Annotated in this window: 23 protein-coding genes; all 23 read left to right on the plus strand. The window is 33.5% G+C overall.

Annotated elements, in window-relative coordinates:
• The first annotated feature begins 3 nt into the window (after positions 1 to 3).
• On the plus strand, positions 4 to 1014 hold the full coding sequence (pseB, locus tag JST55_16625; protein ID MBS1495133.1) for a UDP-N-acetylglucosamine 4,6-dehydratase (inverting): 1011 nt from the start codon (positions 4 to 6) through the stop codon (positions 1012 to 1014).
• Between the two features lie 2 nt (positions 1015 to 1016).
• A complete protein-coding gene (gene pseC / locus JST55_16630) occupies positions 1017 to 2252 on the plus strand; it encodes a UDP-4-amino-4,6-dideoxy-N-acetyl-beta-L-altrosamine transaminase (GenBank protein MBS1495134.1) in 1236 nt (411 codons plus the stop codon).
• Positions 2249 to 3112 carry an aldo/keto reductase gene (locus tag JST55_16635; protein MBS1495135.1) on the plus strand — a complete coding sequence of 288 codons (864 nt, stop codon included), beginning with the start codon at positions 2249 to 2251 and terminating at the stop codon, positions 3110 to 3112. Before pseC ends, JST55_16635 begins: the two co-directional genes overlap by 4 nt.
• Before the next feature lie 2 nt (positions 3113 to 3114).
• Complete coding sequence (locus tag JST55_16640) at positions 3115 to 3909, plus strand: SDR family oxidoreductase (protein MBS1495136.1); 795 nt, start codon at positions 3115 to 3117, stop codon at positions 3907 to 3909.
• Positions 3910 to 3924: 15 nt separating this feature from the next.
• Positions 3925 to 5688 carry an N-acetylneuraminate synthase family protein gene (locus JST55_16645; protein ID MBS1495137.1) on the plus strand — a complete coding sequence of 588 codons (1764 nt, stop codon included), beginning with the start codon at positions 3925 to 3927 and terminating at the stop codon, positions 5686 to 5688.
• Positions 5688 to 6671: a hypothetical protein gene (locus JST55_16650; GenBank protein ID MBS1495138.1), complete on the plus strand. Its 984-nt coding sequence runs from the start codon at positions 5688 to 5690 to the stop codon at positions 6669 to 6671. Before JST55_16645 ends, JST55_16650 begins: the two co-directional genes overlap by 1 nt.
• 16 nt (positions 6672 to 6687) lie before the next feature.
• Positions 6688 to 7713, plus strand: a complete 1026-nt coding sequence (locus JST55_16655; GenBank protein ID MBS1495139.1) for an NAD(P)-dependent oxidoreductase — start codon at positions 6688 to 6690, stop codon at positions 7711 to 7713.
• Between the two features lie 44 nt (positions 7714 to 7757).
• Positions 7758 to 8291: an acyltransferase gene (locus JST55_16660; GenBank protein ID MBS1495140.1), complete on the plus strand. Its 534-nt coding sequence runs from the start codon at positions 7758 to 7760 to the stop codon at positions 8289 to 8291.
• A gap of 26 nt (positions 8292 to 8317) precedes the next feature.
• On the plus strand, positions 8318 to 9028 hold the full coding sequence (locus tag JST55_16665) for a WbqC family protein (protein MBS1495141.1): 711 nt from the start codon (positions 8318 to 8320) through the stop codon (positions 9026 to 9028).
• A complete protein-coding gene (gene pseI, locus JST55_16670) occupies positions 9021 to 10076 on the plus strand; it encodes a pseudaminic acid synthase (GenBank protein ID MBS1495142.1) in 1056 nt (351 codons plus the stop codon). The genes JST55_16665 and pseI overlap by 8 nt, the downstream gene beginning before the upstream one ends.
• A 163-nt stretch (positions 10077 to 10239) precedes the next feature.
• On the plus strand, positions 10240 to 10881 hold the full coding sequence (locus tag JST55_16675; protein ID MBS1495143.1) for an SGNH/GDSL hydrolase family protein: 642 nt from the start codon (positions 10240 to 10242) through the stop codon (positions 10879 to 10881).
• Entirely contained in the window at positions 10878 to 12233 is a 1356-nt protein-coding gene (locus tag JST55_16680) for a hypothetical protein (protein ID MBS1495144.1), read from the plus strand. The genes JST55_16675 and JST55_16680 overlap by 4 nt, the downstream gene beginning before the upstream one ends.
• A 112-nt stretch (positions 12234 to 12345) precedes the next feature.
• Positions 12346 to 13188, plus strand: a complete 843-nt coding sequence (locus JST55_16685; protein ID MBS1495145.1) for a hypothetical protein — start codon at positions 12346 to 12348, stop codon at positions 13186 to 13188.
• A complete protein-coding gene (locus JST55_16690) occupies positions 13185 to 14378 on the plus strand; it encodes a glycosyltransferase (GenBank protein MBS1495146.1) in 1194 nt (397 codons plus the stop codon). The genes JST55_16685 and JST55_16690 overlap by 4 nt, the downstream gene beginning before the upstream one ends.
• A gap of 116 nt (positions 14379 to 14494) precedes the next feature.
• Positions 14495 to 15661: an EpsG family protein gene (locus JST55_16695; GenBank protein ID MBS1495147.1), complete on the plus strand. Its 1167-nt coding sequence runs from the start codon at positions 14495 to 14497 to the stop codon at positions 15659 to 15661.
• A gap of 21 nt (positions 15662 to 15682) precedes the next feature.
• A complete protein-coding gene (locus tag JST55_16700) occupies positions 15683 to 16807 on the plus strand; it encodes a hypothetical protein (protein ID MBS1495148.1) in 1125 nt (374 codons plus the stop codon).
• Between the two features lies 1 nt (position 16808).
• The gene (gene asnB, locus JST55_16705) at positions 16809 to 18698 is read left to right on the plus strand and encodes an asparagine synthase (glutamine-hydrolyzing) (protein ID MBS1495149.1); all 1890 of its coding nucleotides are present in this window, start codon (positions 16809 to 16811) and stop codon (positions 18696 to 18698) included.
• A 25-nt stretch (positions 18699 to 18723) separates the two neighbouring features.
• Entirely contained in the window at positions 18724 to 19737 is a 1014-nt protein-coding gene (locus JST55_16710) for a GDP-mannose 4,6-dehydratase (GenBank protein ID MBS1495150.1), read from the plus strand.
• A 29-nt stretch (positions 19738 to 19766) separates the two neighbouring features.
• Complete coding sequence (gene asnB, locus JST55_16715; protein MBS1495151.1) at positions 19767 to 21641, plus strand: asparagine synthase (glutamine-hydrolyzing); 1875 nt, start codon at positions 19767 to 19769, stop codon at positions 21639 to 21641.
• The gene (locus JST55_16720; protein MBS1495152.1) at positions 21634 to 22722 is read left to right on the plus strand and encodes a glycosyltransferase; all 1089 of its coding nucleotides are present in this window, start codon (positions 21634 to 21636) and stop codon (positions 22720 to 22722) included. Before asnB (JST55_16715) ends, JST55_16720 begins: the two co-directional genes overlap by 8 nt.
• On the plus strand, positions 22719 to 23255 hold the full coding sequence (locus JST55_16725) for an acyltransferase (GenBank protein ID MBS1495153.1): 537 nt from the start codon (positions 22719 to 22721) through the stop codon (positions 23253 to 23255). The genes JST55_16720 and JST55_16725 overlap by 4 nt, the downstream gene beginning before the upstream one ends.
• A gap of 24 nt (positions 23256 to 23279) precedes the next feature.
• Positions 23280 to 24410 carry a glycosyltransferase family 4 protein gene (locus JST55_16730; protein MBS1495154.1) on the plus strand — a complete coding sequence of 377 codons (1131 nt, stop codon included), beginning with the start codon at positions 23280 to 23282 and terminating at the stop codon, positions 24408 to 24410.
• Positions 24411 to 24444: 34 nt separating this feature from the next.
• Positions 24445 to 25122: a class I SAM-dependent methyltransferase gene (locus JST55_16735; protein ID MBS1495155.1), complete on the plus strand. Its 678-nt coding sequence runs from the start codon at positions 24445 to 24447 to the stop codon at positions 25120 to 25122.
• Positions 25123 to 25224 lie beyond the last annotated feature (102 nt).

Here is a 25224-nt window from a genome sequence, read left to right on the forward strand (position 1 = left end):
TAAATGTTCTCAAAAAAAGCATTATTAATTACCGGTGGCACCGGTTCATTCGGCAAGGCTTTTGTAAAAACTATATTAGAAAAATGGCCTGATATACAAAGACTCGTAATTTTTTCCCGCGATGAGCAGAAACAATTTGTAATGGCTCAGGATTATCCTGAAGACAAATATCCTATGATAAGATTTTTTATAGGTGATGTAAGGGATTACAGCAGATTGAAACGGGCTCTTGAAGGCATAGATTACGTTGTGCATGCTGCTGCAATGAAGCACGTTCCTATTGCAGAATACAATCCGGATGAATGCATTAAGACTAATATCATAGGGGCAGAAAATCTTATTAATGCATGTTTACAAGCTAATGTACAGAAAGTTGTTGCGCTCTCAACAGATAAGGCAGCAGCTCCGATAAATTTATACGGAGCAACCAAACTTGTTTCTGATAAACTTTTCATAGCAGCAAATAATATAAAAGGATGGAAGCCGATTACATTTTCAGTAGTAAGATACGGTAACGTAATGGGTTCAAACGGTTCTGTTATTCCTTTCTTCCTTAAAAAACAAAAAGACAAAGTACTTCCTATAACAGATCCCAACATGACAAGATTTAATATAAGTCTTGCTGAAGGTGTTGATATGGTGCTTCATGCATTTGAAACCGCATGGGGCGGAGAAATTTTTGTTCCGAAAATACCATCGTACAGAATAACGGACGTAGCCACAGCTATAGGTCCTGATTGCGAACAGAAAATTGTAGGAATAAGACCCGGAGAAAAGATTCATGAAGAAATGATTACTACATCAGATTCATTTTATACTTACGATTTAGGAAAGTATTATACTATAATTCCATCTACACCAAGATGGAATGTGGATGATTTTATAGCGAAATTCAGCGCAAAGAAAGTAGAACCTGAATTTAAATACAACTCAGGTGAGAACGACGATTGGCTGACGGTAGAACAAATAAGAAGTTTAATAAAAAAACATGTTGAATCAGAATTTGAAAATTAATAATGAGTGAACTTAAAGATAAAAAGATAATTAACTCCGGCCCGATTCCTTACGGAAGACAAAACATAACTGCTGACGATATTAATGCCGTGACAGATGTATTAAAATCAGATTATCTGACACAAGGTCCGAAGATAGCTGAGTTTGAAAATAACTTTGCAGAATATATCGGAGCTAAGTATGCTGTAGCGGTGGCTAACGGAACAGCTGCATTGCATTTGTGCGCATTAGCTCTTAATGTAAAACCCGGAGACAAAGTAATTACCACACCTATAACATTTGCTGCTTCTGCAAACTGTGTAAGATATTGCGGCGGTGAAATTATTTTTGCAGATATAGACCCGGAGACATATTTAATAAATGAAAACTCTGTAAGAAAAATTTTAGAAAGCGAACCAAAAGGTTCAGTTAAAGGAATTATTCCCGTTGATTTTGCCGGAAGACCCGTTAACCTTGAAAAAATTAAGAGAATTGCCGAAGAGTATAATCTTTGGATAATAGAAGATGCTTGTCATGCCCCGGGAGGATATTTTACCGATAGCGCCGATACAAAACAATTTTGTGGTAACGGTAATTTTGCTGATCTTGCAATTTTTTCATTCCACCCTGTAAAACATATAGCTTGCGGTGAAGGCGGAATGATAACAACTAACAATAAAGAGCTTTACGATAACCTTTTAATGTTAAGATCTCACGGCATTACAAGAGATGTTGATTTATTTGAAAACTCAGTGAACGAAGCATCAGGTTTTTTTAATAATGAAGAGAATACAAATGATTACCCGGGTTGGTACATGGAAATGCAGCAGCTGGGGTACAATTACCGCCTTACAGATTTTCAGGCAGCGCTTGGTACTTCACAGTTGAAGAGAGCAGATGAAGGTCTTGCAAGAAGAAGAGAAATTGCAGCGCAGTACTTTGAAGCATTTAAAAACACCGGCTGCATTAAAGGCCAGTCAGGTGTTGTTGAAGGACATGGTTATCATTTATATATAATAGAAGCAGAAGACAGATTAGGTCTGTATAATTATCTGCGTGAGAATGATATTTTTGCACAGGTACATTACGTTCCGACTCACTTAATGCCTTATTATAAAAAATTCGGATGGAAGCAAGGTGATATGCCTTTTGCTGAAAGCTACTATCAGAATTGCCTGAGTCTTCCTATGTATCCCACACTGACAAACGAGCAGCAAAACTTTGTAATACAGACAGTATTTGATTTCTATAAAAAATGACCCCTGCATTAAAAACTTCCAAACTTGCTTTAGGCACAGTACAATTTGGATTTAAATATGGTATAAGTAATACTTACGGTCAGACTTCTCTCAAAGAAATAGGTGAAATTCTTAAACTAGCTTTTGATAACGGGATAAGAACTATTGATACAGCAAGACATTATGGAACAAGCGAAGAGAATCTCGGTAATTTTAAATTAGACGATTATAATATAGTATCAAAATATTTTGATACTAATGATGAAAAGACACTGAGACAATCTCTGGATGAATCTCTCAAAAGTTTAAAGCAAAAAAGTTTATACGGATATATTGCTCACAGTACTTCCACATTGTTTGAGCATCCTGAACTCTGGGACATTTTAAATCAGTTAAAAGCAGAAGGTCTGGTTCAAAAAATTGGAGCTTCTATGTATGCTCCTCAAGAGCTTAAAATGCTTTTAGATAAAAAAATGGTTCCGGATCTGATACAAATTCCTTTCAATATTATAGATAACAGGTTCGAACCTTACTTCCCTATCTTAAAAAGTTACGGAACGGAAATACATACACGTTCTGCTTTTTTACAGGGAATTTTTTTTATGGATTACAACAAACTTAATTCATACTTTAGCGAGCTTGTTCCATTCCTTAAAGAACTAAACTCAAATTTTCCTGATTCAAATTCTAAAGCAGGCTTTCTTTTAAATCATTGCGTTAGCAATAACAATATTGATAAGGTTGTAATCGGGGTAAATAATGCAGAGCAACTATCCCAAAATATAAATTCACTGCAGCAGGAAATTCCCTCCGTGAATTTCAGTACCGATTTGAGAATTTCAGAAAAAATATTATTGCCATCTAACTGGCCGCAAAATTAAAAATGAATTATCCACCCACTATAGATTTAACGAATAAAGTAATAATTGTTTCCGGAGGATATGGACATCTCGGCAAATCAATAGTAAAAGGTCTGCTCCTTCACAATGCTATAGTAATTGTAGCGGGCAGAAGCAAAGAAAAATACGATGATATCTTAAAAGAGCTTGATGAAAAACATTTAGTAAATGTTTCCTTTCAGGAATTTGATATATCTGACAGCAAATCAATTCAAAAAGGATTTGAAACAGTTTTTAATAAACACGGAAGGATAAATGTACTTGTTAATAATGCTTGCTACCTTGAAGGTCAAAATCCTGAAACAATGACGGATGAAGAATGGCAGTCTGGGGTTACAGGAACATTATCAAGCGCCTTTTGGTGCACAAGAGATATAATTCCATATTTAAGGAAAAGCAGTCCTGCATCAATCATTAATGTTTCATCAATGTATGGAGTTATTGCTCCTGATTTTCAAGTGTACGACGAATCCCCTGCTTATTTAAATCCTCCGCATTACGGAGCGGCGAAGGCAGGCTTATTACAATTAACAAGATATTATGCCAGTTATCTCGGAAAAGAAAACATAAGGGTTAACTCAGTTACTCCGGGACCATTTCCATCTAAAGAAGTTCAAAAGGATAAAGTTTTTGTTGATAAACTTGCAAACAAGACACACCTAAAAAGAATTGGAGAGCCCGAAGACATTGCAGGGGCATTTGTTTTCCTTGCATCTGACGCAGCAGCTTTTATAACCGGACAAAATATAGTCGTCGATGGCGGCTGGACAGCAATTTAAAAAAATTTTCACTACATGATTTATAATATACTAGAAGTCGCAAATTCCCATGGTGGAAATTTTGATTATCTACTTTCACTGATAGAAGAATTCAGTGAATACAAAGGCTACGGCATGAAGTTTCAACCGCTGCATCCTGATATGCTTTCAACTGAAGACTATGAGGGATATCCTATTTACAAAGAATTGATGTTTACTCCCGAACAATGGGAAAAGATTTTATCAAAAGCTAATGAAACAAAAGAAATCTGGCTGGACTTATTTGATCTGTACGGAGTTGAAGTATTTGTAAAAAACAGAGATGTTGTGAAGGGAATAAAATTTCAATCTTCAGTTTTATACAATGACGTTTTATTGAATGAGTTATCAAAACATAAACTCAAAAATATAAATCTTGTAATCAATGTAAGCGGATATGAAATAGAGCAGATACAGGAAAGAATTAATTCTCTCAATGAAAGATTAGAACCCAAAGAAATTTTGCTTGAAGTCGGATTCCAGGCTTATCCTACTTCCCTTTTAGATTCGGGATTTGTAAAAATTCAGACATTAAAAAATATTTTCCCCAACAGAATTGTATTTGCCGACCATGCTGCGGGAGAAAGCGAAGATTCTATCTGGCTTCCTGTTGTAGCTGCTTTAAACGGCGCTGATGTAATTGAAAAACATATTAAGCACAGCAGTCTAGAAACAAAGTACGACCATTTCTCAGCAATAGATATCGACAGGTATAGAAAATTTACAGCCAATCTTGAAAATTATTTAGATTTAAAAAACCGTCCTTTCATTAACGAAAAGGAAAAAGAGTATTTAAGAAATTCAATACAGGTACCGATTTGTAAATCCGGTCTGGAAGCAGGTCAATTGATTAACACTTCAACTGATTTGGATTTCAAACGTTCCGGAAAACCCGGATTGAATGCTTTGCAAATTAAAGAGCTTGTTGAATCTTTTCATATCCTTGCAGTTCCTAAAAAAGCAGGTGATACTTTTTTAAAAGAAGATTTTAAAAAAGCAACGATAGCAATTATAATAGCATGCAGATTAAAATCTGCAAGGCTGCCTAAAAAGGCATTACAAAAAATCGGCAATCTTCCTTCTGTGCAAAAATGTATAAAAAGCTGTCTTAATATTTCATCAATTAATCATGTAATACTTGCAACATCAACATTAGAAGAAGATGCCGAATTAAAAGACCATACTTACAGATCTGATGTAATATTTCACAAGGGAGACCCTGATGATGTAATACAAAGATATCTTGATATAGCTGATAAATTGCACATTGATGTTATTATAAGAGTCACAGCTGACAGCCCGTTTACATCTCAGGAATTTGCAGATTATCTTTTACATGAGCATTTTAATTCGGGTGCAGATTACACTGCGGCTGTAAAATCTGCTTTAGGTGCAGATGTGGAAGTGATAAATACTCAGGCACTTCATAAAGTTAAAAATCATTTCAAGAGAGCGGACTATTCAGAATACATGACATGGTATTTCCAAAACAATCCTGAGCATTTCAAACTCCACATTACTAATTTACCTGAGGAGTGGGTAAGAGATTACAGACTTACTTTAGATTACCCCGAAGATCTTGAATTATTTAATAAGATAGATGCTGAACTTAGTAAAGAAGATCCTGAGTACGGCACAAAAGAAGTGATTGCTTTACTTGATAGGACAGATCTTTCAAAAATAAATCAGCACATTACTCAAAGATACGTTGTTGATAAAGAATTGATTGATACGCTTAATGAAGTTACGAAGATTAAGTAATGAAAATTGCATTCATTACAGACGGCAACAACACGCTTGGAATGGGACACGTTTATCAGGCAATTACATTGGTAAGCTTCCTGAAAGAAGCTGAGAGTTCACTGCAAATATTTTTTCTGACTAAGAGTGATACACATGTAATTGATTTATTAAAAAAATCCGGATGCGGAGTTACTTATTGCAAAGATGATGAAGCAATTTTTGAAATCTTAAAAAAAGAATCTCCGGATAGAGTTATCTTCGATAAGCTGGATGTTGCTCCTTCTCTTGCTCAAAAGATAAAAGAAGAATTAAAGGTTAAGCTCGTCATTTTAACAAATCTGACCGATGCTAATAAATATGCCGATGTAACAGTAATGGCCGGCATGGGAAGTAACTTTCAGAATATATATTCTAAAGATAAAACCACTGGACAGGTACAATTCTGGGGACCAAAATACTGGCTCCTAAGATCTGAATTTTACGAATACACTAAGACAACAAACAGAGAACAACCTGTCAAAAATATTATGCTAATTTTCGGCGGTGCCGATCAGGCTAATTTATCTACTCATGTTACAGATGCCCTGTTTAAGTCCGGTGAAGTTTATAATATTACAATAGTGCTTGGTTCAGCATTTGAAAATTATGATGAGTTGAATAATGTTCTGGAAAACAATAAGCAATCAGAAACAAAGGTAAATATTCTCAAAGGATTAACTGAAGTAGCTAAAACAATGAGTGTTCAGGACGTGATATTTGCATCTCCGGGACTCTCTTTTTTTGAAGCACTATTAGTCGGAGTTCCCGTATTGTGCTTTCACCAAAATGAGTTTCAATATAACGCATGGAAGGGTCACATACCTACTCTCGATAAAAATGAGTTGGAAAAACTTCCTTCCATTATGAAAAATAAATCTTTCATTTATCCTCAGGATGAATTAATTACATCTATGGAAGTCGGTAAAGGAAAGAATGAAATAGTTACAGAAATTTTAAACTGAGATTAAATTTTATAAAATGAATAAGAAGATATTAGTTTTTGGAGCAGCAGGTTTTATGGGTACATATCTGATAGATGAACTCTCTAAGCAAAATTATGATATTACCGCTACCGATATAAACGAAGCGGGAGAAAAGTATTACAAAGGAAAAAATATTCCTTATATCTATGTAGATATCACAAAGCAGGAAGAATTTGAAAAGCTGCCAAAAGAAAAATTTGACGCTGTGCTTCACCTTGCTGCATTTCAGCCTGCAAATGTAAGCGCTAAGAATTACGATCCTAAGACATACATAAATGTTAATGTGATAGGTACACTAAATATTCTTGATTACTGTAAAAAGAATGATACAGGAAAAATTATTTACGCAAGCTCACACAGAAACACACAGGGACTTTGGGTAGATAATAAAGCAATTAAAGAAGAAGACGGAAGAAGTATAAAATACACCGGTGAGTATGCTATGTTCAGTATATCAGAAACAGCTGCGCAGGATTGTGTCCTTCATTATGCAGCGCAATACGGATTAAGCAGTATAATTTTCAGATTGCCGCCTGTTTATGGCTTTGGTCCACATACTGAAATTTTCAAAGACGGAAAACCAATTAAGACAGGTTTTCAGATATTCATAGATAACTCAATAGCATGCAAGCCGCTTGAGCTATGGGGCGATGCTAATAAGGGAAGAGATATAGTTTATATAAAAGATGTAATTGATGCGTTTGTAAAAGCAATTAACAGCAGTACTGCAAAAGGATTATATAATATTACCTCCGGAAGATATTTGACTTTGCGTGAAGAAGCAGAAACAATTGCTAAAGTTTTTTGGGGAGATGACAGTGAACCAATAATAATTGAGCGTCCTGAAAAAAACAATGGGATGGATGCATTTGTATATGATATAACTAAAGCAAAAGAAGAGCTGGGCTGGAGCCCGCAGTATTCATTTGAAGATATGCTTCATGATTATATAAAAGAAGGTAAAGATAATAAATTTGGATACCTTGTTGAAAAGAGAAAGACAATGTTAAAAGAAGGATAAAAAACAAATCTATTTTTTAAATAAATTAAACCGGAGAATCTATTATGTCTGAATTAAAATTAGAAGGTCTTGAGTTAATGGGTGAAAACGTTAAATCAAAATTAAAATCATGCGGCGAGGGCGTTGTTATTTATCCTATGGCAAAAATTGCATTTCCACATGTAGTTGAATTAGGTGCTCACACAAAAGTCCGTGACTTTGCATTTATTTTTGCAGGTGAAGGATTGATAGTCGGTGAATACACAGATATACAACCTCACACAGTAGTATGGGGCGGCGGATTAACAATAATCGGAAGCAGAGTTTCAACAGGACCCGGTACAGTATTTTTATCAGCAACTTATTCCCATGAAAAAGGAATGAAGATGGTTGACGGTATGGGTGAGAACTCAAAAGTTAAAGGCGGCAGACTTGAAATAGGCGATGATGTTTACATAGGTGCTAACTGTACAATCATGCCTGTGAAAATAGGTGAAGGCTGCGTAATCGGAGCAGGAAGCTTTGTCGGCAAAGACTGCGAACCTTGGGGAATTTATGTAGGAAGTCCTGCGAAAAGAATCGGTACAAGAGAAAAATAATATTTAAATTTACAGAATAAGAAAAGATGAAGTGCGCAATAATGCAGCCAACATATTTACCATGGCTGGGATATTTTGATTTAATAAGAAATGTTGATAAGTTCGTTATCTATGACCACGTTCAGTTTGAAAAACAATCGTGGCAGCAGCGTAACAGAATAAGGAATAAAGAAGGCGAGCTTATGCTTACAATGGCGGTAAAGCATGAAAAGGGATTGGAAAGAAGAGTGAAAGATGTAAAGATTGATTATTCCAGAAGTATTCCGGCAAAACACTTAAATTCTATAAAGCACTCTTATGCACGTTCAAAGAATTTTTCAGATATATTTCCTGAGTTAGAAAATATTTACCAAAAAAATACTGAGTTCCTATTGGATTTAAATATTGAGTTAATAAATCTTGGGATGAAGTATCTCTCCATTTCCAAAGATTTTATATTCTCAAGCGAAATGGATGTTCAGGGACAAAAAGTTGAAGGAATAATTGATGTCTGTAAAAAACTTGGAGCTGATAAATATCTTTCGCCCGTTGGTTCAAAATTATATATCGATGAGAATAATATTTTTCCTGAACATAATATTGAACTTTCGTATCAGGATTTTACGCATCCTGTTTACAATCAGGTCAATTTCAAAGATTTCATTAGTCATCTTTCTTTTATAGATTATTTATTTAATGTCGATTTAGATGAAGTAAAAAAATTTGGAAATTTAAAACCGGAAAATCACCATGTTTAAAGATGAAATAAAAATAGAAAATATTACTATAGGTAAAAATCATAAGCCTTTCATAGTTGCTGAAATGTCGGGTAACCATAATCAATCTCTTGATAGAGCATTTGCAATAGTTGATGCTGCAGCAGAGTGCGGCGCACATGCAGTTAAATTGCAGACATATACTGCCGATACAATTACTATGAAGGGTGCTCATACTATTATGGAGGAAGGTTCATTATGGCATGGAAAAGAATTGCATGAGTTATATAAAGAAGCATACACACCTTGGGAATGGCATGGACCTATTATAAAGAGAGCAAATGAAAAAGGACTGATTTGCTTCAGCTCCCCTTTTGATGAGACAGCTGTTGATTTACTTGAATCACTCAACACACCGTTATATAAAATAGCATCATTTGAAAATACCCATCACCCTTTGCTTAAAAAAGTAGCGCAAACAGGCAAGCCTGTTATAATGTCTACAGGAGTTTCCACTCCTGCAGATATTTACGAAAGCATTCAGGTGTTACGAAATAACGGATGCAAAGAATTAATATTGTTAAAATGCACAAGTACATATCCTGCCACTCCAGAAAATACAAATCTGAAAACTATACCTCATATGAAGGATTTGTATTCTTGTCCCATCGGCTTATCTGATCACACCATGGGTATAGGAGTTTCTATTGCAGCAGTCTCTTTAGGAGCAGTAATGATAGAAAAACATTTTACATTAAGCAGAGCAGAAGGCGGAGTTGATTCGGCATTTTCTATGGAGCCTCATGAAATGAAAAGTTTAGTTATAGAGACTGAAAGAGCATGGCAGGCATTAGGTGAAATAAAGTACGGGATACAAAAAGTCGAGAAAGAGAATGTAATGTACAAACGTTCAATTTACGTTTCGAAAGATATCAACGAAGGCGATGTATTTTCCGAAGAAAATCTGAGAGTAATTCGCCCCGGTTATGGTTTATTGCCGAAATTTTTTGCAGATGTCTTAGGCAAAAAATCTTCTAATGCTATAAAAGCAGGTACTCCATTAAAATGGGAACATCTTTTTAAACCTTAACAATTTACTTCCATCATTGTTAGTATTATTGTTTAATTTTATTGTTAAACAATAACGGTTTTAAGGAGTCAGAAGTTTTCTAATATTTTAATCATCCTCACAAATTTTATTTCTACGGGGGAAATAAAAGGGAGTAATTCCCTTTTCGTTTATATTATAGATTATGCGAGTTTTATTTTTAACGGATTCGTTATCATTACCCAGAAAATATAAGACCGGTGTTGCAAAATGGGAAGATACCTATGTGAACTTACTTAAAAAAGCACGCCCCGATATTGAATTTATTCACGTAGGTTTAGGCGGCGGCACCATTACTCAAATATTTCTTCTTTTAAATTATTATAAGTTAACAAATCCAGATCTGGTAATATTGCACTCAGGTATTGTAGACTGTGCACCGAGAGCTTTAAGTCAGTTAGAACTTCAGCTTGTAATTAAATTAAGAATATTCCGATTGGTAAATCCGTTCACAAATTTTTTCAGAAAGCATAGAAATATTTCTTACACAAATCCTAAAGAGTTTGAAGAGACAGTTGTAAAAATTAAAAACGTATTTCCGGATGTTCCATTTGTTACTATCGGTATTCTTCCGGGATGTGATGAATATGAAAAAACAGTACCTGGTATAACAAAAAGAATTAATACATACAACGAGATATTAAGAAGAAATTCTACATATATTTCTAATGAAGATTTTCCAAGAGACGGTATTATTGAAGACCATCATCATTTGAATGAAAAAGGTCATAAAGTTATTTTTGACAAGATACTAAATCTACTTAGTTCGGATAAATATAAAGATTGAGTCTTGCACAGACGATTGCAAATAAATACTTAATGCTAAGAACATTATTTACTAAAAAGGCGAGTTCAGGAAAGACTGTTGCTTTCATGGGATTTTCCAGCATCTTCAACAGTGTTATGTTGATGGCTTCGGGTATTTTAGTAGCCCGCTGGATATTACCGGAAAGCCTTGGGTTATTCAATTCTTTCAATATAATTACTTCTTATATAATTCTCGTTCAGGCAGGCGTACCGAGCGGATTGAGCAGAGAACTTCCCTTTTTTATGGGAAGAAATGAAGTTAGTAAAGCTGAGGAAATGGCAGCTGTTTCAAACTACTGGGGATTGATGTTAGGAGGTATTTGTATGGTATTAGGAATTCTTGGTTGTATTTATTTTCTTTTTACAAAGAACTATGAATATGCCGCAGGCAGTTTAGTCATCGGAGTAACTTCATTTCAGGCTCTATATATTACCAAGTATATTAAAGTCCTCTACCGCTCCAATAATGATTTTAACAAACTTTCTGCCATTGAAATCATAGGTGCAGTTACAGCTTTTGCAAGTATAGTTTTTGTATGGAAATTTGGATTTTACGGATTATGTATGCGTGCCGGTTTATTATGTATTGTTGATTTTTATTTTGCGTTCAAATGGCGCCCTCTTAAAGTTGGACCCAGATGGAATAAGAAAAGTTTTATTGCTATTATGAAAGTTGGAATGCCGATTTATTGGGTGGCAAATGTTTATGGATTGATGCCGATCTTTCAGAGAACTGCAATACTTTCTTTAGGCGGGACAAAATCTCTGGGATTGTTTACTCTCTCCGTAGTTGTAGATAATGCCATGGGTGTTCTTAAAAATGCAATCAGCAGTAACAGCTTTCCTAAAATGGCTGCAGCCTGGGCTAAAGGAGCATCCTTTATGCAATTGCTGAAAATCCCATTGAAGATGATAATTTTTTCAATCTTAATCAGCGCAGGAATTGCTGCTGTGGGATGGCAAGTATTGCCATTTTTTGTTCAAAAATTTTTTCCGAATTACTTTGAAGGTGTTCCTGCTGCGCAATGGTCGTTAATAGCAGGATGTGTCGGGTACATTCTTGTTTTTTCGAATGTCTATATGATAATACAAAAAAATGTTGACAGGCTTTTTTCATTTGTTACAGGTATTGCAGCATGGCTCATTTCACTTTTTGTATTAGTAAAGCTTAACGGATACAGTTTATCGATTTTTCCGATTTCAATGATGGTAGCTTATATTTTTATTTTTCTTGTTGATGTTTTGAATTTTAAAAGATATTCCCGTACTGTTGCTCCTTTAAGTTTCGAAGCGACACCTGATATAACTGATGAATTGAACGATGTTAAATAGTTTATTGCGATTTTTTACAGGACGAGAAATAATCTTATATACCCGCCACAGGCAGACTTTACCTTTAATTAATAACGAAACTAAAAAAAAGTATTTTTTTGCACAATATACCTTGCTTTGGAAGCTTACCTTTCCTTTCGGAAGAAATTCAAGCTTAAGATACAGAGTGATGGCGATATTTCTTAATATTGTTTCCCCAAAATATATTTTAGATGTTAACTGGATTATGAAGTACCATACTCTATTTTACGTATGGTGTAAAAAATCCAGAAATTCAAAATATGTTGTAGTTCAGCACGGAATTTATGCAGCGGGTATTATTACAGAAATGTCGCACAGATTCACTAAGTGCGATGTTATGCTCTGCTGGAGTGATTATTTCAAAGAAGTTTTATCGGGATATAATCAGGGAAAGAAAACAAAATTTTATGTAATTGGTAACCCGGTTTACAATCAGTATGACAGAAATAGTTTTGAATATAAAAAAGATATTGGCAACAAAATTTTAATTGCTATATCCCCTATGGGAGGAGAGCGTCTTAGAAAACTTACAGAGTTTAAGAATAATCTGGAAAGCATGAATTTTACAGTAAACATTAAAGAGCATCCGCTTCAATCATCGATGGAAAAACCTCTTACAGGTTTTAATAAGATAACAGGTGATTTATATACTATACTAACCTCGGATGAATACGATATTGTAATGTGTGATACTTCTACAAGCCTTTTAGATGCAATATTTTTTAAAAAATATGTTATGTTTTTTTCACCGGAAAACACGACTATTCATTACACGGATAATATTTATTCTAAACATTTAAGAAATTTTGCTGACGAATATATATCAATTAACACGAAACAAGACTTACAAAGCAAATTAAACATTTCAGACCAGGAAAACCTGTTCAGTCAGTTAGTTTCTCCCGGTGTCAACAATTTAAATATGCTTAATTGAATATTTTATTTGTAAATACATCTGAATTTAGCCGTAATGCCGGAGGAGTTGGCACTGTTACTTATGCATTAACGAAGGAGTTTTTAAAAAAAGAGTGTAATGTATATTATATGTCCTTAAAAAAAGGTGATGAAAAGCTGACAGACTTTAACGGCATTCGTCACTTTTTTATTCCAGATGAGACCAATTTTATTGCACCGGAGAATACAAATTTTATAAAACAATTACTCAATAAGTACGATATAGATATTATAATTAATCAGGCCGGCTTTAATGTTCCTGCTTTGAAAGGGTTGAACGCTGCAAAAAATGAAAAAGTAAAAATAATTACAGTACACCATAATTGTATTTTATGTCTTTATAAGAATTACCGCCATATAATTACGAAAAGTTATGGCAGTCATAGATTTTTTAAACTTATTAATAATCCAATCGGATGGTTTTTACTAAACATTCAATTTAAGATTAAACATTCCGGATACTTTAAATTTATAATCAATAATTCCGATAAACTTGCTTTGCTTTCGGTAAATTTTATAGAAGAGCTTAAGTTTTTTGTAAAAAATTTACCTGAAGATAAAGTAGTAGCTATTTCCAATCCTGCGCCTTATGAAGCTGTACCGGGTATCGAAGATAAGAAAGAAAATATTTTATTATATATAGGAAGAATTGAATATCAGCAAAAAAGAACTGATTTATTACTTGAAATTTGGAAATTACTTTATAAAAAACATCCCGACTGGAAACTGGAAGTTATCGGTGAAGGACCGGCAAGAAATGATTTAGAGAAAAAAATCAAATCTGAAAACATAGAGAGAGTGACATTCCATGGTTTTCAGGACCCCAAAGCGCTGCTGGAAAAAGCAAAATTTTTTTGTATGACTTCTGCTTTTGAAGGCTACGGAATGGTTTTAGTTGAATCTCAGGCATACGGAGTTGTCCCCTTCGCTTTCGATTGTTTTACCGGATTAAATGAAATAATAAAAAATGGCTCTACAGGTAAAGTTATCAAACCATTTGATATAAATGAATATGCTTCAGAACTGGAAAAATTAATGACAAATGAATCTGAAAGAATGAAAATAGCCATTGAGGGACAAAAAGCTGTTGAAAAGTTCAATGCTTCTAAAATTGCTGATGAGTGGATTAATTTATTTAAAAAACTATTGAATAGTAAACCTATCAGATGATAAGAAACGCCAGAAATAAATTATCCCTTTACATATTCTTTTTTATTTGGCCTTTTGCCGGGTTTTTATATGCTGCGAAGAAAATACTAAATAAAAATTACCATTTTGTAATTCTTATGTTTGCTTTTCTATTCGGGTATAGCGTATATGCTTTTAACGGCGATATTGTTTCTTACGCAGATAGTTATGAGGAAGTTTGCAAATATGACTATGCGGATTACTGGTACCTGTTGGTACACACATATTCATCTGACAGACTGGCAGATTATAATGCAAATACGGTTACTACTCAGGCTGATATCTATGCACTAACCTTACAATTTTTACTAAGCAGAGTTACAGATAATCCAAGATGGTTCTGGGGTATTGTCTCAGTAATTTATACGTATCTTGTTCTGAAATTTATTCTGGAAGCTGCTTCTTTACTGGAAGGTAAGTCATCTAAAATTCAAAAAATATTTTTTGCGGCTTTATTACTGACAGTGCCGTTCTATGTAGGTGTAACGGGGATAAGATTTTGGACTGCGTTGTTTTTATTTATGATTTATGCAATAAAATTTATTAAGAAGGGAGATATAGTCTACTTTTTTATAGCATTCAGTTCTGTTTTTATACATTATACATTTTTAGTACCCGTTATTTTATTATTGATATACAGATTTGTTCGGCTTTCCAGATTATTAACATATACTTTAATCTTAGTCTCGGTAGCTTTCTTTTCTTTAACAACTGCTACAACATCTCTTAATTTTATAAAAAACCTCACCTCAAATTTTGATGAGACAAGGATTGATTCTATAACCGATAATTATACTAATGTTGATATTTACTCGGATGTAGTTGATCAGAATGATGTTGCTAACTGGTATGTTAAACTTGACGGTGTCGGTTTTTTATACTTTCTTATAGGGATATTCCTTCTTGAATATTCAGGTCTTTTTAAGTGGAAAAAAAATGAATTTATCGAGAGGCTTGAACCTTTTCATGTTATAATATTTTGTATCTCGTTAATTACATTTAATCTCGGTTCTATCGGAAGATTTTGTTATATATTTTATTTAGTCAGTTTGCTGCGGCTTGCAATATTAGCAGGATTAAACCCACATAACAGAATTTTAAAAACACTGGGATATATCACTTTGCCATTATTAATAATACACGTTCTGCTTTCCTGCCGCGCGGGATTCTATTTCGTAGACCCTCTTTTACTGGTGGGAAACCCGGTTATTCTTATTTTTATGCAATCAAGTATAAGTCTTTCAGAATTAATTGTCGGACATTAATATTTTCACAAAATTTTAAACATGCAATTAAATTCTGAATTTCTGAAAAATGGATTTACTAATTTCTTAGGGTGGAAAACAAGCCGTAAGATATTAGTAATTGAATCGGATGATTGGGGCACAAATAGAATGCCTTGCAAAAAAGTATTTGATATTTTAGATAAGAAAGGTTTTAAGCTGGATTCGCATTACAACAGACTGGATACCTTAGAGACCGGAAAAGATTTAGAAATGTTGTTTGAAGTATTAAGTTCTGTAAAAAATTCAACTAACGTTAGCCCGGTGATGACTGCTAATTATTTAGTAGCAAATCCGGATTTCGATAAGATCAGAGAGCATAATTTTGAAAATTATTTCTATGAAACTTTAACAGAGTCCTCTGTTAAGAATCCCTCAGTTAAGGAATCTATGGAGATTATGAGAAGCGGAATTGAAAACAAACTCTTTTTTCCGCAATTTCATGGCAGGGAGCATCTCAATTTCAGAACCTGGATGCATGCTTTAAGATCTAACCACCAGCAAACAAAAATTGGATTTGATTACGGATTTTTTTCTTTGAAAACCGATTCTGAATTTTCTAAAAGAGGCCACTATCTGACCGCATTAGATTTATATTCTTCTAAAGATTTACAGGAAGTGGAAGACGCACTTACAGACGGAATAAATATATTTGAAACGATATTCGGATATCGCCCAAAATCTTTCATTGCTCCAAATTATGTCTGGCATAAAGATATTGAAAAATCTTTGAAAAGTGCAGGAGTAGATTTCATTCAGGGACAGAGAAATCAGGTTTCACCTATTTTAGATAAAAACAACTACAAATCTATTTTTCATTACACCGGACAAAGTAATATTCATAATCAGAAATATTTAGTCCGGAATGTTCACTTTGAACCCTCTTCTGATGAGTCAATTGATTGGGTTAATCAATGCTTAAAAAATATTTCAGAAGCATTTTTCCTAAAAACTCCATGCATTCTCTCAACTCACAGAGTTAATTTTATAGGGACTATTTCCCCTGAAAACAGAGGAAATAATTTAAGAAAGTTTAAAATACTTTTACAGGAAATCATAAAAAGATGGCCTCAAGTAGAATTTCTGAGCACAGTTCAGCTTGGAGAATTAATTCAGAATAAAAAATAATATGTGTGGAATTACCGGTTACATAGATTTTAATAATACTACCCCCTCCGGTGTTTTAGACAAAATGGTAAAAACTATTGCCCATCGAGGCCCTGATGATTGCGGCTCAGAAATATTTAATCTGAGCAGCGCTCAAATAGGCTTAGGGCATACAAGATTATCAATTATTGACCTTTCTTCCTGCGGTCATCAGCCAATGCATTTTAAGGATTTATGTATCACTTATAATGGAGAGATTTATAATTATCTCGAAATAAAAAAGGAATTGGTTGAGCTTGGTCATAAATTTAATACGGGTTCCGATACGGAAGTAATTCTTCATGCCTATGATGAATGGGGTATAAAAGCAGTTGACAGATTTATTGGGATGTTTGCAATTGTGTTATTTGATAAAAAGAAAGAAGAAATTATTTTGATCCGTGACAGAGCCGGGGTTAAGCCTCTCTATTATTATTTTAAAGACGGCATTTTTATCTTTGGCTCTGAACTAAAATCTTTCCATAAACATCCAGGCTTTAAGAAGGAAATTGATTTGAGCGCTTTGTCTCTATATTTTGATTTCGGATATATTCCTTCCCCATTTTCAATTTTTAAAAATTGTTTTAAACTTGAACCCGGTCATTATTTAAATCTCAGATTATCGAATCAAGAATTAAAAAATAGTACTTATTGGGATGTAAGAGATTTTTACAAAAAAGATAAACTAAAATTAAGTTATCCCGAAGCGAAAAGAGAACTTCATGAAATTCTTGAATCAGCATTTAAATACAGAATGGTATCTGATGTTCCGGTCGGAGTTTTTTTAAGCGGCGGATATGATAGCACTGCAGTTGCTGCATTACTTCAGAGAGAACTTTCAGGAAAGCTTAAGACTTTTACAATAGGATTTAGTGAAGGTAATAACGAAGCACCTTTTGCTCAGGCATCTGCTAAATATATAGGAACTGACCACACAGAATTTTATTGTACTACAACTGAAGCACAGTCTATAATTCCAAAACTTTCTTACTATTACGATGAACCTTTTGCAGATAGTTCTGCAATACCGACAATGCTAATAAGTAAACTTGCAAGAGAACAAGTTACTGTTGCTTTATCGGCAGATGGCGGAGATGAGTTATTTGCCGGATATTACAGTTATGTTTCTCTCTGGCAAAAGATGGATTTGATTAACAGAATTCCTCCTAAATTCAAAGGAAATGCAAAGTTCTTTTTCGCGATAGCTGAAAAATTAATTCCTGATTCAAAAATAAGTCTAACACATAAAATTAACAGTGTTTCGAAAGCACTAAATACGGATAACAATCAGCAGGCAATTGATTTATTCCGAATGATGAACAGCCTTCCGGAATCTTATAGAAAAAGTATATTCAATCAAAGCTTCGAAGAATATACACACGGGTTTTATCAGGAAAGCGGCGGTTATAAAAATGCTATGGAAATTGTGCTTGCTGCGAATTTTCAGATGTACTTGCAAAACGATATACTTACAAAGGTAGATAGGGCAACAATGTCTGTTGCTTTGGAAGGCAGAGAACCTTTATTGGATCATCGATTAGTTGAGTTTGCTGCTCAGATACCATTTGAGTATAAATCTGACGGTCACATAGGGAAACGCATATTGAAAGATATCTTACATGAATATGTTCCGCAATCTATGATGAACAGACCTAAATCCGGTTTTTCATTGCCAATCAATAACTGGCTAAAAAATGATTTAAGTTATCTGATAAAAATTTATTTAAATGAAAAAGCACTGTCTGAATCCGGATTATTTAATACAAACTTTATCACAAATCTTGTAAAAATGTTTGAAAATGATAAGCTGCATTACAACTCTCTTATCTGGAGATTATTGATGTTTCAGATGTGGTACAAAGAATGGATGTGATAAATTAACATTATAAAATTTATTAATGAATTATACTCCTAAAAAAATATTAATAACAGGCACTGCAGGGTTTATAGGATTTCATCTTGTAAAATTGTTATCTGAACAGGATGTTACTATTACCGGATTAGATAATATAAATGGATATTATGATACACAATTGAAAATTGACCGTCTGTCCGAAACCGGAATTGATATTAATGATTCATCTGAAACCATTCAAAGCACTAAATACAAAAATTATAGATTTCTAAAATTAGATGTAACTGACACTGAAAAAATCAGTAAGCTTTTTAAGGAAGAAAAATTCGATACAGTTGTACACTTAGCTGCTCAGGCCGGAGTAAGATATTCAATTACAAACCCTGAAATATATGTACATTCGAATATAATAGGATTTCTGAATATACTTGAATGCTGTAAAAATAATGATGTTAGGCATTTAATATATGCATCAAGCTCATCTGTATATGGTAACAATGAGAAAGTGCCATTCTCAGAAACAGATTCAGTAGATTTCCCCGTAAGCATGTATGCTGCTACTAAAAAAAGTAATGAATTAATGGCTCATACTTACAATCACGTGCATAAACTCCCTTCAACCGGACTAAGATTTTTCACTGTTTATGGTCCATGGGGTAGACCTGATATGGCTCCTTACTTATTCACGAAATCCATTATGGATGAAATACCAATCAAAGTCTTCAATAACGGTGATTTATATCGTGACTTTACTTATATAGATGATATAGTTTGCGGAATTCAAAAAGTCGTGTTAGCAGGACCGAACTCACAGGGATATGCGGTTTACAATATAGGAAATAATAAACCGGTTCATCTACTGGAGTTTATAAATGTAATCGAAAAGTTCACGGGTAAAACAGCAGTAAAAAAATGGTTACCTATGCAGCCGGGAGATGTATATAAAACTTATGCAGATATTAGCGCTCTCTCTGAAGCAGTTGGTTACAAACCGGAAATTGATATCGATGAAGGTATTGAGAAATATGTAAAATGGTTCAAAGAATATTATAAATAATTTTTTCAATAAATATATTTTAACATAATATGTGCGGTATAGCAGGATTGATAATTAAGTCCGGACAAAATTACGATTTCACAAAATTCAGAGATGCAACAAAATTAATGTCTCATAGGGGGCCTGATAATTTTGGAGAATATTACAGCGGCAATCTTGCGCTTTTTCATTACAGATTAAGTATTTTAGATTTAGAAGAACGTTCTAACCAGCCTTTTTTTAATGACAACAAGGATAAAGTAATAGTTTATAACGGTGAAATATATAATTACAAAAGTCTTGCTTCGGAATACAATTTTAAACTTCACACAACTTCAGACACAGAAGTAATACTCAACACAATTGATGCTAAAGGGATTGATGCTGTTAAAGAATGGAACGGGATTTTTGCTTTTGCAATGCACGATACTATTAAAAATACTCTGACTCTTGCAAGAGACAGATTTGGTGTTAAACCACTTTATTTTTTTGAAGATGATTACTGCATAGCTTTCTCATCGGAAGCAAAAGTAATAATGAACTGGTTAGACTCCTTTAAATTGAATTTTCAGGGGTTATCGGAATATATGTGGTATGGCAATACACTCTCATTGCAGACAATGGTTGACGGGATGATTAAACTTAAGCCCGGGATTACACGAGAAATTGATTTAAATAATTTTAATCAGACTGATAAAGTTTATTGGTCTATTGCTAAAGATATTAAACAAGACAATAAATCTTCATTCGACCAGTCCGCCGCTAATGTAAAGGATTTACTTGAGAAGGCTGTTCAAAAGCAGCTTGCCAGTGATGTACCTATAGGAATATTATTAAGCGGAGGAATTGACTCTAGCGCAGTTACAGCTTTTGCTTCACGACACGTAAACGGTAAACTAAACACTTACTCTGTTGAATATGATTTTAATATTGGCGATAAAAGTGAATTAGCCAAAGCCGATTTAATAGCAAAAAAGTTTAATACTAACCATCATGAATTTAAAATAAATTCAGCTGATTCAATTGATATCTTTGAGATGTTGGTTTTGCAATATGATGAGCCCTTTGCTGATGCGGCGAATATACCTTTATATATGCTTGCCAAGGAATGTAAATCGGATGTAACTGTAGTATTACAGGGAGATGGAGGAGATGAATTATTCGCAGGTTACAGAAGATATAGCTTATTAAATTCTTTAGCCTTTTGGAAATTAGCGACTAAAATATCCAGCACCTTTTCACGAAACGGTTTTATTAAACAGCGTTTAAAGCGTATGTCAGTTGCTTTAAATCAAAAATCTGATGCTATGAGAATGGCTTTCTTTATGACACAAAATACTCTGGAGAGAAAGCCTGAATCAATATTTCAACCTGAATTTTTCAATTTATTATCGCTGCAAAATCCTTTTCAGGAATACGTTACCAAGAATGATATTTTCAGTGACAAAGACTTAGTACAGCGAATGCTTTATACAGATTTTGAAATCTTACTACCGCATACTTTCCTTGAGAAGGTTGATAAAGCAACGATGAAATGCAGCATAGAAGCGAGGGTTCCTTTCCTTGATAATGATTTGACTGAATATGTAATTTCATTACCATCATCTTATAAAATAAAAAAAGGTGATAAGAAGTTTTTGCTTAAAGAAAGTTTAAAAGGTATAGTGCCGGAATCTATATTAAATGCGCCTAAAAGAGGGTTTGATGTTCCCTATAAAAAATGGCTGAAGACAACCATGTATGAATATTCAAAATCAAAAATATCCGGATATAAAAATCCTAACAATCTTTTAGATAAAAATGTCTTGCTTAACATGCTTGAAGAGCACAAAAACGATATAGCTGATAACGGAGTAATTCTTTGGAAGGCATTGATATTATTAGTATGGCTTGAGAACTACGAGAAAAAATTAAAATTTGATTGAGCTGAAATCTCCTCAAAAAAAATATAAAGTGTGTTTTGTATTGCCGACTTTAACTATAGGCGGCATGGAACGCGTGATGTCTGAACTTGCAATTTATTTCGCGCAAAAAGAAAATGTTGAAGTTCATTTTTTATTGATGACTAAGAAAGAAAGATTTTATGAACTGCCTGCAAATATCAGAATATATGAACCTGAATTTGATTTCAATGTTATCGGCAACCGGGTTACTGCACAACTAAAAACTTTAAGTTTTATCAGAAAAAAAATTAAGGAAATAAATCCTGACAGTGTATTAAGTTTTGGCATAAAGTATAATTCATTTGTTTTATTCTCATCATTATTTCTTAAGCCGAAAGTTTTCGTTTCTGACAGATGCCGTCCGAGAAGCCTTGGCTTAGTCCATGATTTTTTAAGAGCAGTATTGTACAGAACTGCTTACGGAATAATATGTCAGACAGAAATTGCAAAAGAAATTATGTTCGGGATAACTAAACATAAAAACATAACGGTAATTGGTAATCCACTAAAGAATTTCAATATTCCGGAAAATACTGAAAAACAGAATGTAATTCTTTCAGTAGGAAGAATGATTGATACAAAAAGATTTGATGTGCTTATAGAATTTTTCAAGAAAACTAATTACAAGGACTGGAAACTTATTATTTTAGGAGACGGTCCTGAAATGCCTAAATTACTGGAATTGATAAAGAAGCTGGACCTATCAGAAAATGTTTTTTTACCGGGCAACCAAAAAGATTTAAGCGAATATTATAAAAGTGCGAAAATATTTGCATTCACTTCAAACTCAGAAGGATTCCCAAACGCGTTAGGAGAAGCAATGGTTGCGGGACTGGCTCCTATCTGCTTTAACTTTGTTGCCGGCTCTGCTGATTTAGTTATAAATGATAAGGATGGTTTTTTAATACCTATGGGTGAAAATGAATTATTTATAAAGAAACTTCAGGAATTAATGGACAATGAAAACCTACAAAAAAAATTCGGGCTTGAAGCAAAATCACACTGCGAAAAATTTTCGCTTTCCGGTATTGGAGAACAATACTATAAATTCTTAACACAATGAGCTGGAAAAGAATTATTTCAAGAATATTTTTTCATATTCAAAAGTTTTTAATAGGCTACTTAGCTTATTTCAACTCAAGATTATATATGAAATTTTATAACCGGTTACTTAGCAAAGCCGGTATAAAATTCAACGGAACACCAAGATTTATTTCTAAAAGCGCTTCATTTGATAACTTCAATTTTGTAACACTTGGTGACAGGCTAACCATATCTTCAAATGTATCTTTCCTGACACATGATTACAGTTTAACGACAGCTTTAATTTCTATTAATGAAAAACCTAAAACCGATACAGCCGTTTTAAAAGAAATTACTGTTGGTGATAACGTATTCATTGGTATGAATTGTATTCTATTGCCGGGGACTAAGATTGGCAATAATGTTATTGTTGGTGCGGGAAGTGTAGTAAGGGGCGATGTCCCTGATAACAGTATAATAATGGGAAACCCTGCAGCAGTGGTTACTGATATAAGGGATTATGCAAATAAAATGAAGAAAAAGGATATAAAATTATTTGCTGATAAAAAATAATAACATTACAACAGGAATTTATTAATGACGAAAAGGAAATTTTTATTTAACTGCTCTACTAATATAGTCGGAGGCGGATTAAAAAATTCTGCTTTCTTCATAAAGCAGGCGATGAATAGTGATAAGATTGAGTGGAACTTTGCTGTTTCTAAAGAAGTCAAAAATCTTCTTGAAGCATGGGGAATACAAACAAATGATTCTTTTCATGTTTTTGAAAGTACACCAGCGAGAGATAAATCAGCAAGAAAAAAGTTATCTGATTTAGTAAAAAAAATATCTCCTGAACTTGTCTTTACAATGGCAGGTCCGGCATACGTAAAGTTTTCATCTTTACATGTGCAGGGCTTAAGTAATCCTTATGTTACCCATGCAGATTGGGAAGGATTTATGCTAAGAGGAAGTTTTTCAAAAGCAGTAAGTTTTTTACTTCAAACTATTGTACAGCTTTGGTGCAGCAGATGGGCTGATTATTTTGTTTTTCAGACAGATGAAGCAAGAAATCAATATTGCAAAAGGGCATTTATAAATAGAAAAAGAACGACTGTTATCAGCAATGCTTATGATTTAAACATGAAGTCACAGTTGGAATCATTGGAAGAAAAACAAAACGGAAAAATAAGGATTATATGCCCCGCTCCTTCTCACTCGCATAAAGGCTTACAATTCATTCCGGCAATTGCATATGAATTGAAAAAGATTTTGAATAAACCTTTTGAATTTGTTTTAACGATAGATAAGGATTCAATGTGGAATAATATCGTGGGAAATTCTAAAAGATATAACGTTGAAGAAAATGTAGTTACACGCGGCAGCTTTAATTATTCTGAAGTAGTAGGGATATATAAAGATACTGATTTAGTTTTTGTTCCAAGTCTGGTAGAAACATTTTCAGCCACATATCTTGAAGCAATGGCTGCAAAGAAACCATTGTTGGTTGCTGATAAAGGATTTGCAAGAAGTATTTGCGGAGATTCAGCGGTTTATTTAAATCCCAAAGAACCTGTCAGTGCTGCAAAGAAGATTAATGAAGTTCTGAATAATGAAGCATTAAAAAGAGTCTTATTAAAAAATGGAATTACAACGCTCCAAAAATACGGAGACCATAAAGAAAGATTCAGCAAAATTGAGAATTACTTGTTAAGCATAAAGAGTTAACATTTTGAAACAAATCTAATATATAGTTATTAATATGGATGCAGTAAAATTACATGATTTGAATGCCGGTGTCTTTAACAAAAGATATGAAGAAAAAAACAGCTTTAAAGACAGACTTTCTGTCTGGATAAATTTATTCAAAAAATATTTTTCGGATAATTCAAAGATAATGGAACTTGGCTGCGGCCCTGGGCTAATGACTAAAGAATTACTTAAGATGGGTAACCATGTTGATGCAATTGACGGCGCCGGAAAAATGATCGAAATAGCAAAAAAAAATATCGGTGACTTAACTTCAGTGAATTTTACGGAAGCATATATATCCAAAGAGTTTCTTTCTAAATATGAAGATAACAGTTACGATAATTTTATATCTTCAAGTGTTCTTGAGTATATAAAAGATTTTGATTCTATACTTGATGAAGTAAACAGGATTCTGAAACCGGGAGGTATTTTCATTTTTTCCATTCCAAATAAACAAAGTTTATTCAGAATAGTTGAGAGAATTACTTACAAACTTTTTAAAAAGCCTTCTTATGTAAAATTTATATTTACACAAAAATCTAAAAGTGAAATTCAGAAATTACAGCAAAAGGGCTGGAAAATTCTTGACATTGTTTTCAACGGAGAAGTGCCTTACTATTCTAAACTCACAGCTTTCCTGCCTGGCCAGTATCAAAAAACAATGATGATTGTAATAATTAGAAAGTAATTTATTTCAAAATTATTATTACATCTTACAAATGCGTTCTGCTTTTTAACAAAGAGTATCAATTCACATATTTTGATTTATAAAATTAATACAAATAATATT

Source organism: Bacteroidota bacterium, assembly GCA_018266835.1.
Taxonomy (GTDB): domain Bacteria; phylum Bacteroidota; class Ignavibacteria; order Tepidaquicellales; family Tepidaquicellaceae; genus JAFDZO01.

Bases quoted from the DNA above. Each gene is read 5' to 3' on its own strand.
- pseB (MBS1495133.1), top strand. From the start codon at position 4: ATGTTCTCAAAAAAAGCATTATTAATTACCGGTGGCACCGGTTCATTC.
- pseC (MBS1495134.1), top strand. From the start codon at position 1,017: ATGAGTGAACTTAAAGATAAAAAGATAATTAACTCCGGCCCGATTCCT.
- JST55_16635 (MBS1495135.1), top strand. From the start codon at position 2,249: ATGACCCCTGCATTAAAAACTTCCAAACTTGCTTTAGGCACAGTACAA.
- JST55_16640 (MBS1495136.1), top strand. From the start codon at position 3,115: ATGAATTATCCACCCACTATAGATTTAACGAATAAAGTAATAATTGTT.
- JST55_16645 (MBS1495137.1), top strand. From the start codon at position 3,925: ATGATTTATAATATACTAGAAGTCGCAAATTCCCATGGTGGAAATTTT.
- JST55_16650 (MBS1495138.1), top strand. From the start codon at position 5,688: ATGAAAATTGCATTCATTACAGACGGCAACAACACGCTTGGAATGGGA.
- JST55_16655 (MBS1495139.1), top strand. From the start codon at position 6,688: ATGAATAAGAAGATATTAGTTTTTGGAGCAGCAGGTTTTATGGGTACA.
- JST55_16660 (MBS1495140.1), top strand. From the start codon at position 7,758: ATGTCTGAATTAAAATTAGAAGGTCTTGAGTTAATGGGTGAAAACGTT.
- JST55_16665 (MBS1495141.1), top strand. From the start codon at position 8,318: ATGAAGTGCGCAATAATGCAGCCAACATATTTACCATGGCTGGGATAT.
- pseI (MBS1495142.1), top strand. From the start codon at position 9,021: ATGTTTAAAGATGAAATAAAAATAGAAAATATTACTATAGGTAAAAAT.
- JST55_16675 (MBS1495143.1), top strand. From the start codon at position 10,240: ATGCGAGTTTTATTTTTAACGGATTCGTTATCATTACCCAGAAAATAT.
- JST55_16695 (MBS1495147.1), top strand. From the start codon at position 14,495: ATGTTTGCTTTTCTATTCGGGTATAGCGTATATGCTTTTAACGGCGAT.
- JST55_16700 (MBS1495148.1), top strand. From the start codon at position 15,683: ATGCAATTAAATTCTGAATTTCTGAAAAATGGATTTACTAATTTCTTA.
- asnB (MBS1495149.1), top strand. From the start codon at position 16,809: ATGTGTGGAATTACCGGTTACATAGATTTTAATAATACTACCCCCTCC.
- JST55_16710 (MBS1495150.1), top strand. From the start codon at position 18,724: ATGAATTATACTCCTAAAAAAATATTAATAACAGGCACTGCAGGGTTT.
- asnB (MBS1495151.1), top strand. From the start codon at position 19,767: ATGTGCGGTATAGCAGGATTGATAATTAAGTCCGGACAAAATTACGAT.
- JST55_16725 (MBS1495153.1), top strand. From the start codon at position 22,719: ATGAGCTGGAAAAGAATTATTTCAAGAATATTTTTTCATATTCAAAAG.
- JST55_16730 (MBS1495154.1), top strand. From the start codon at position 23,280: ATGACGAAAAGGAAATTTTTATTTAACTGCTCTACTAATATAGTCGGA.
- JST55_16735 (MBS1495155.1), top strand. From the start codon at position 24,445: ATGGATGCAGTAAAATTACATGATTTGAATGCCGGTGTCTTTAACAAA.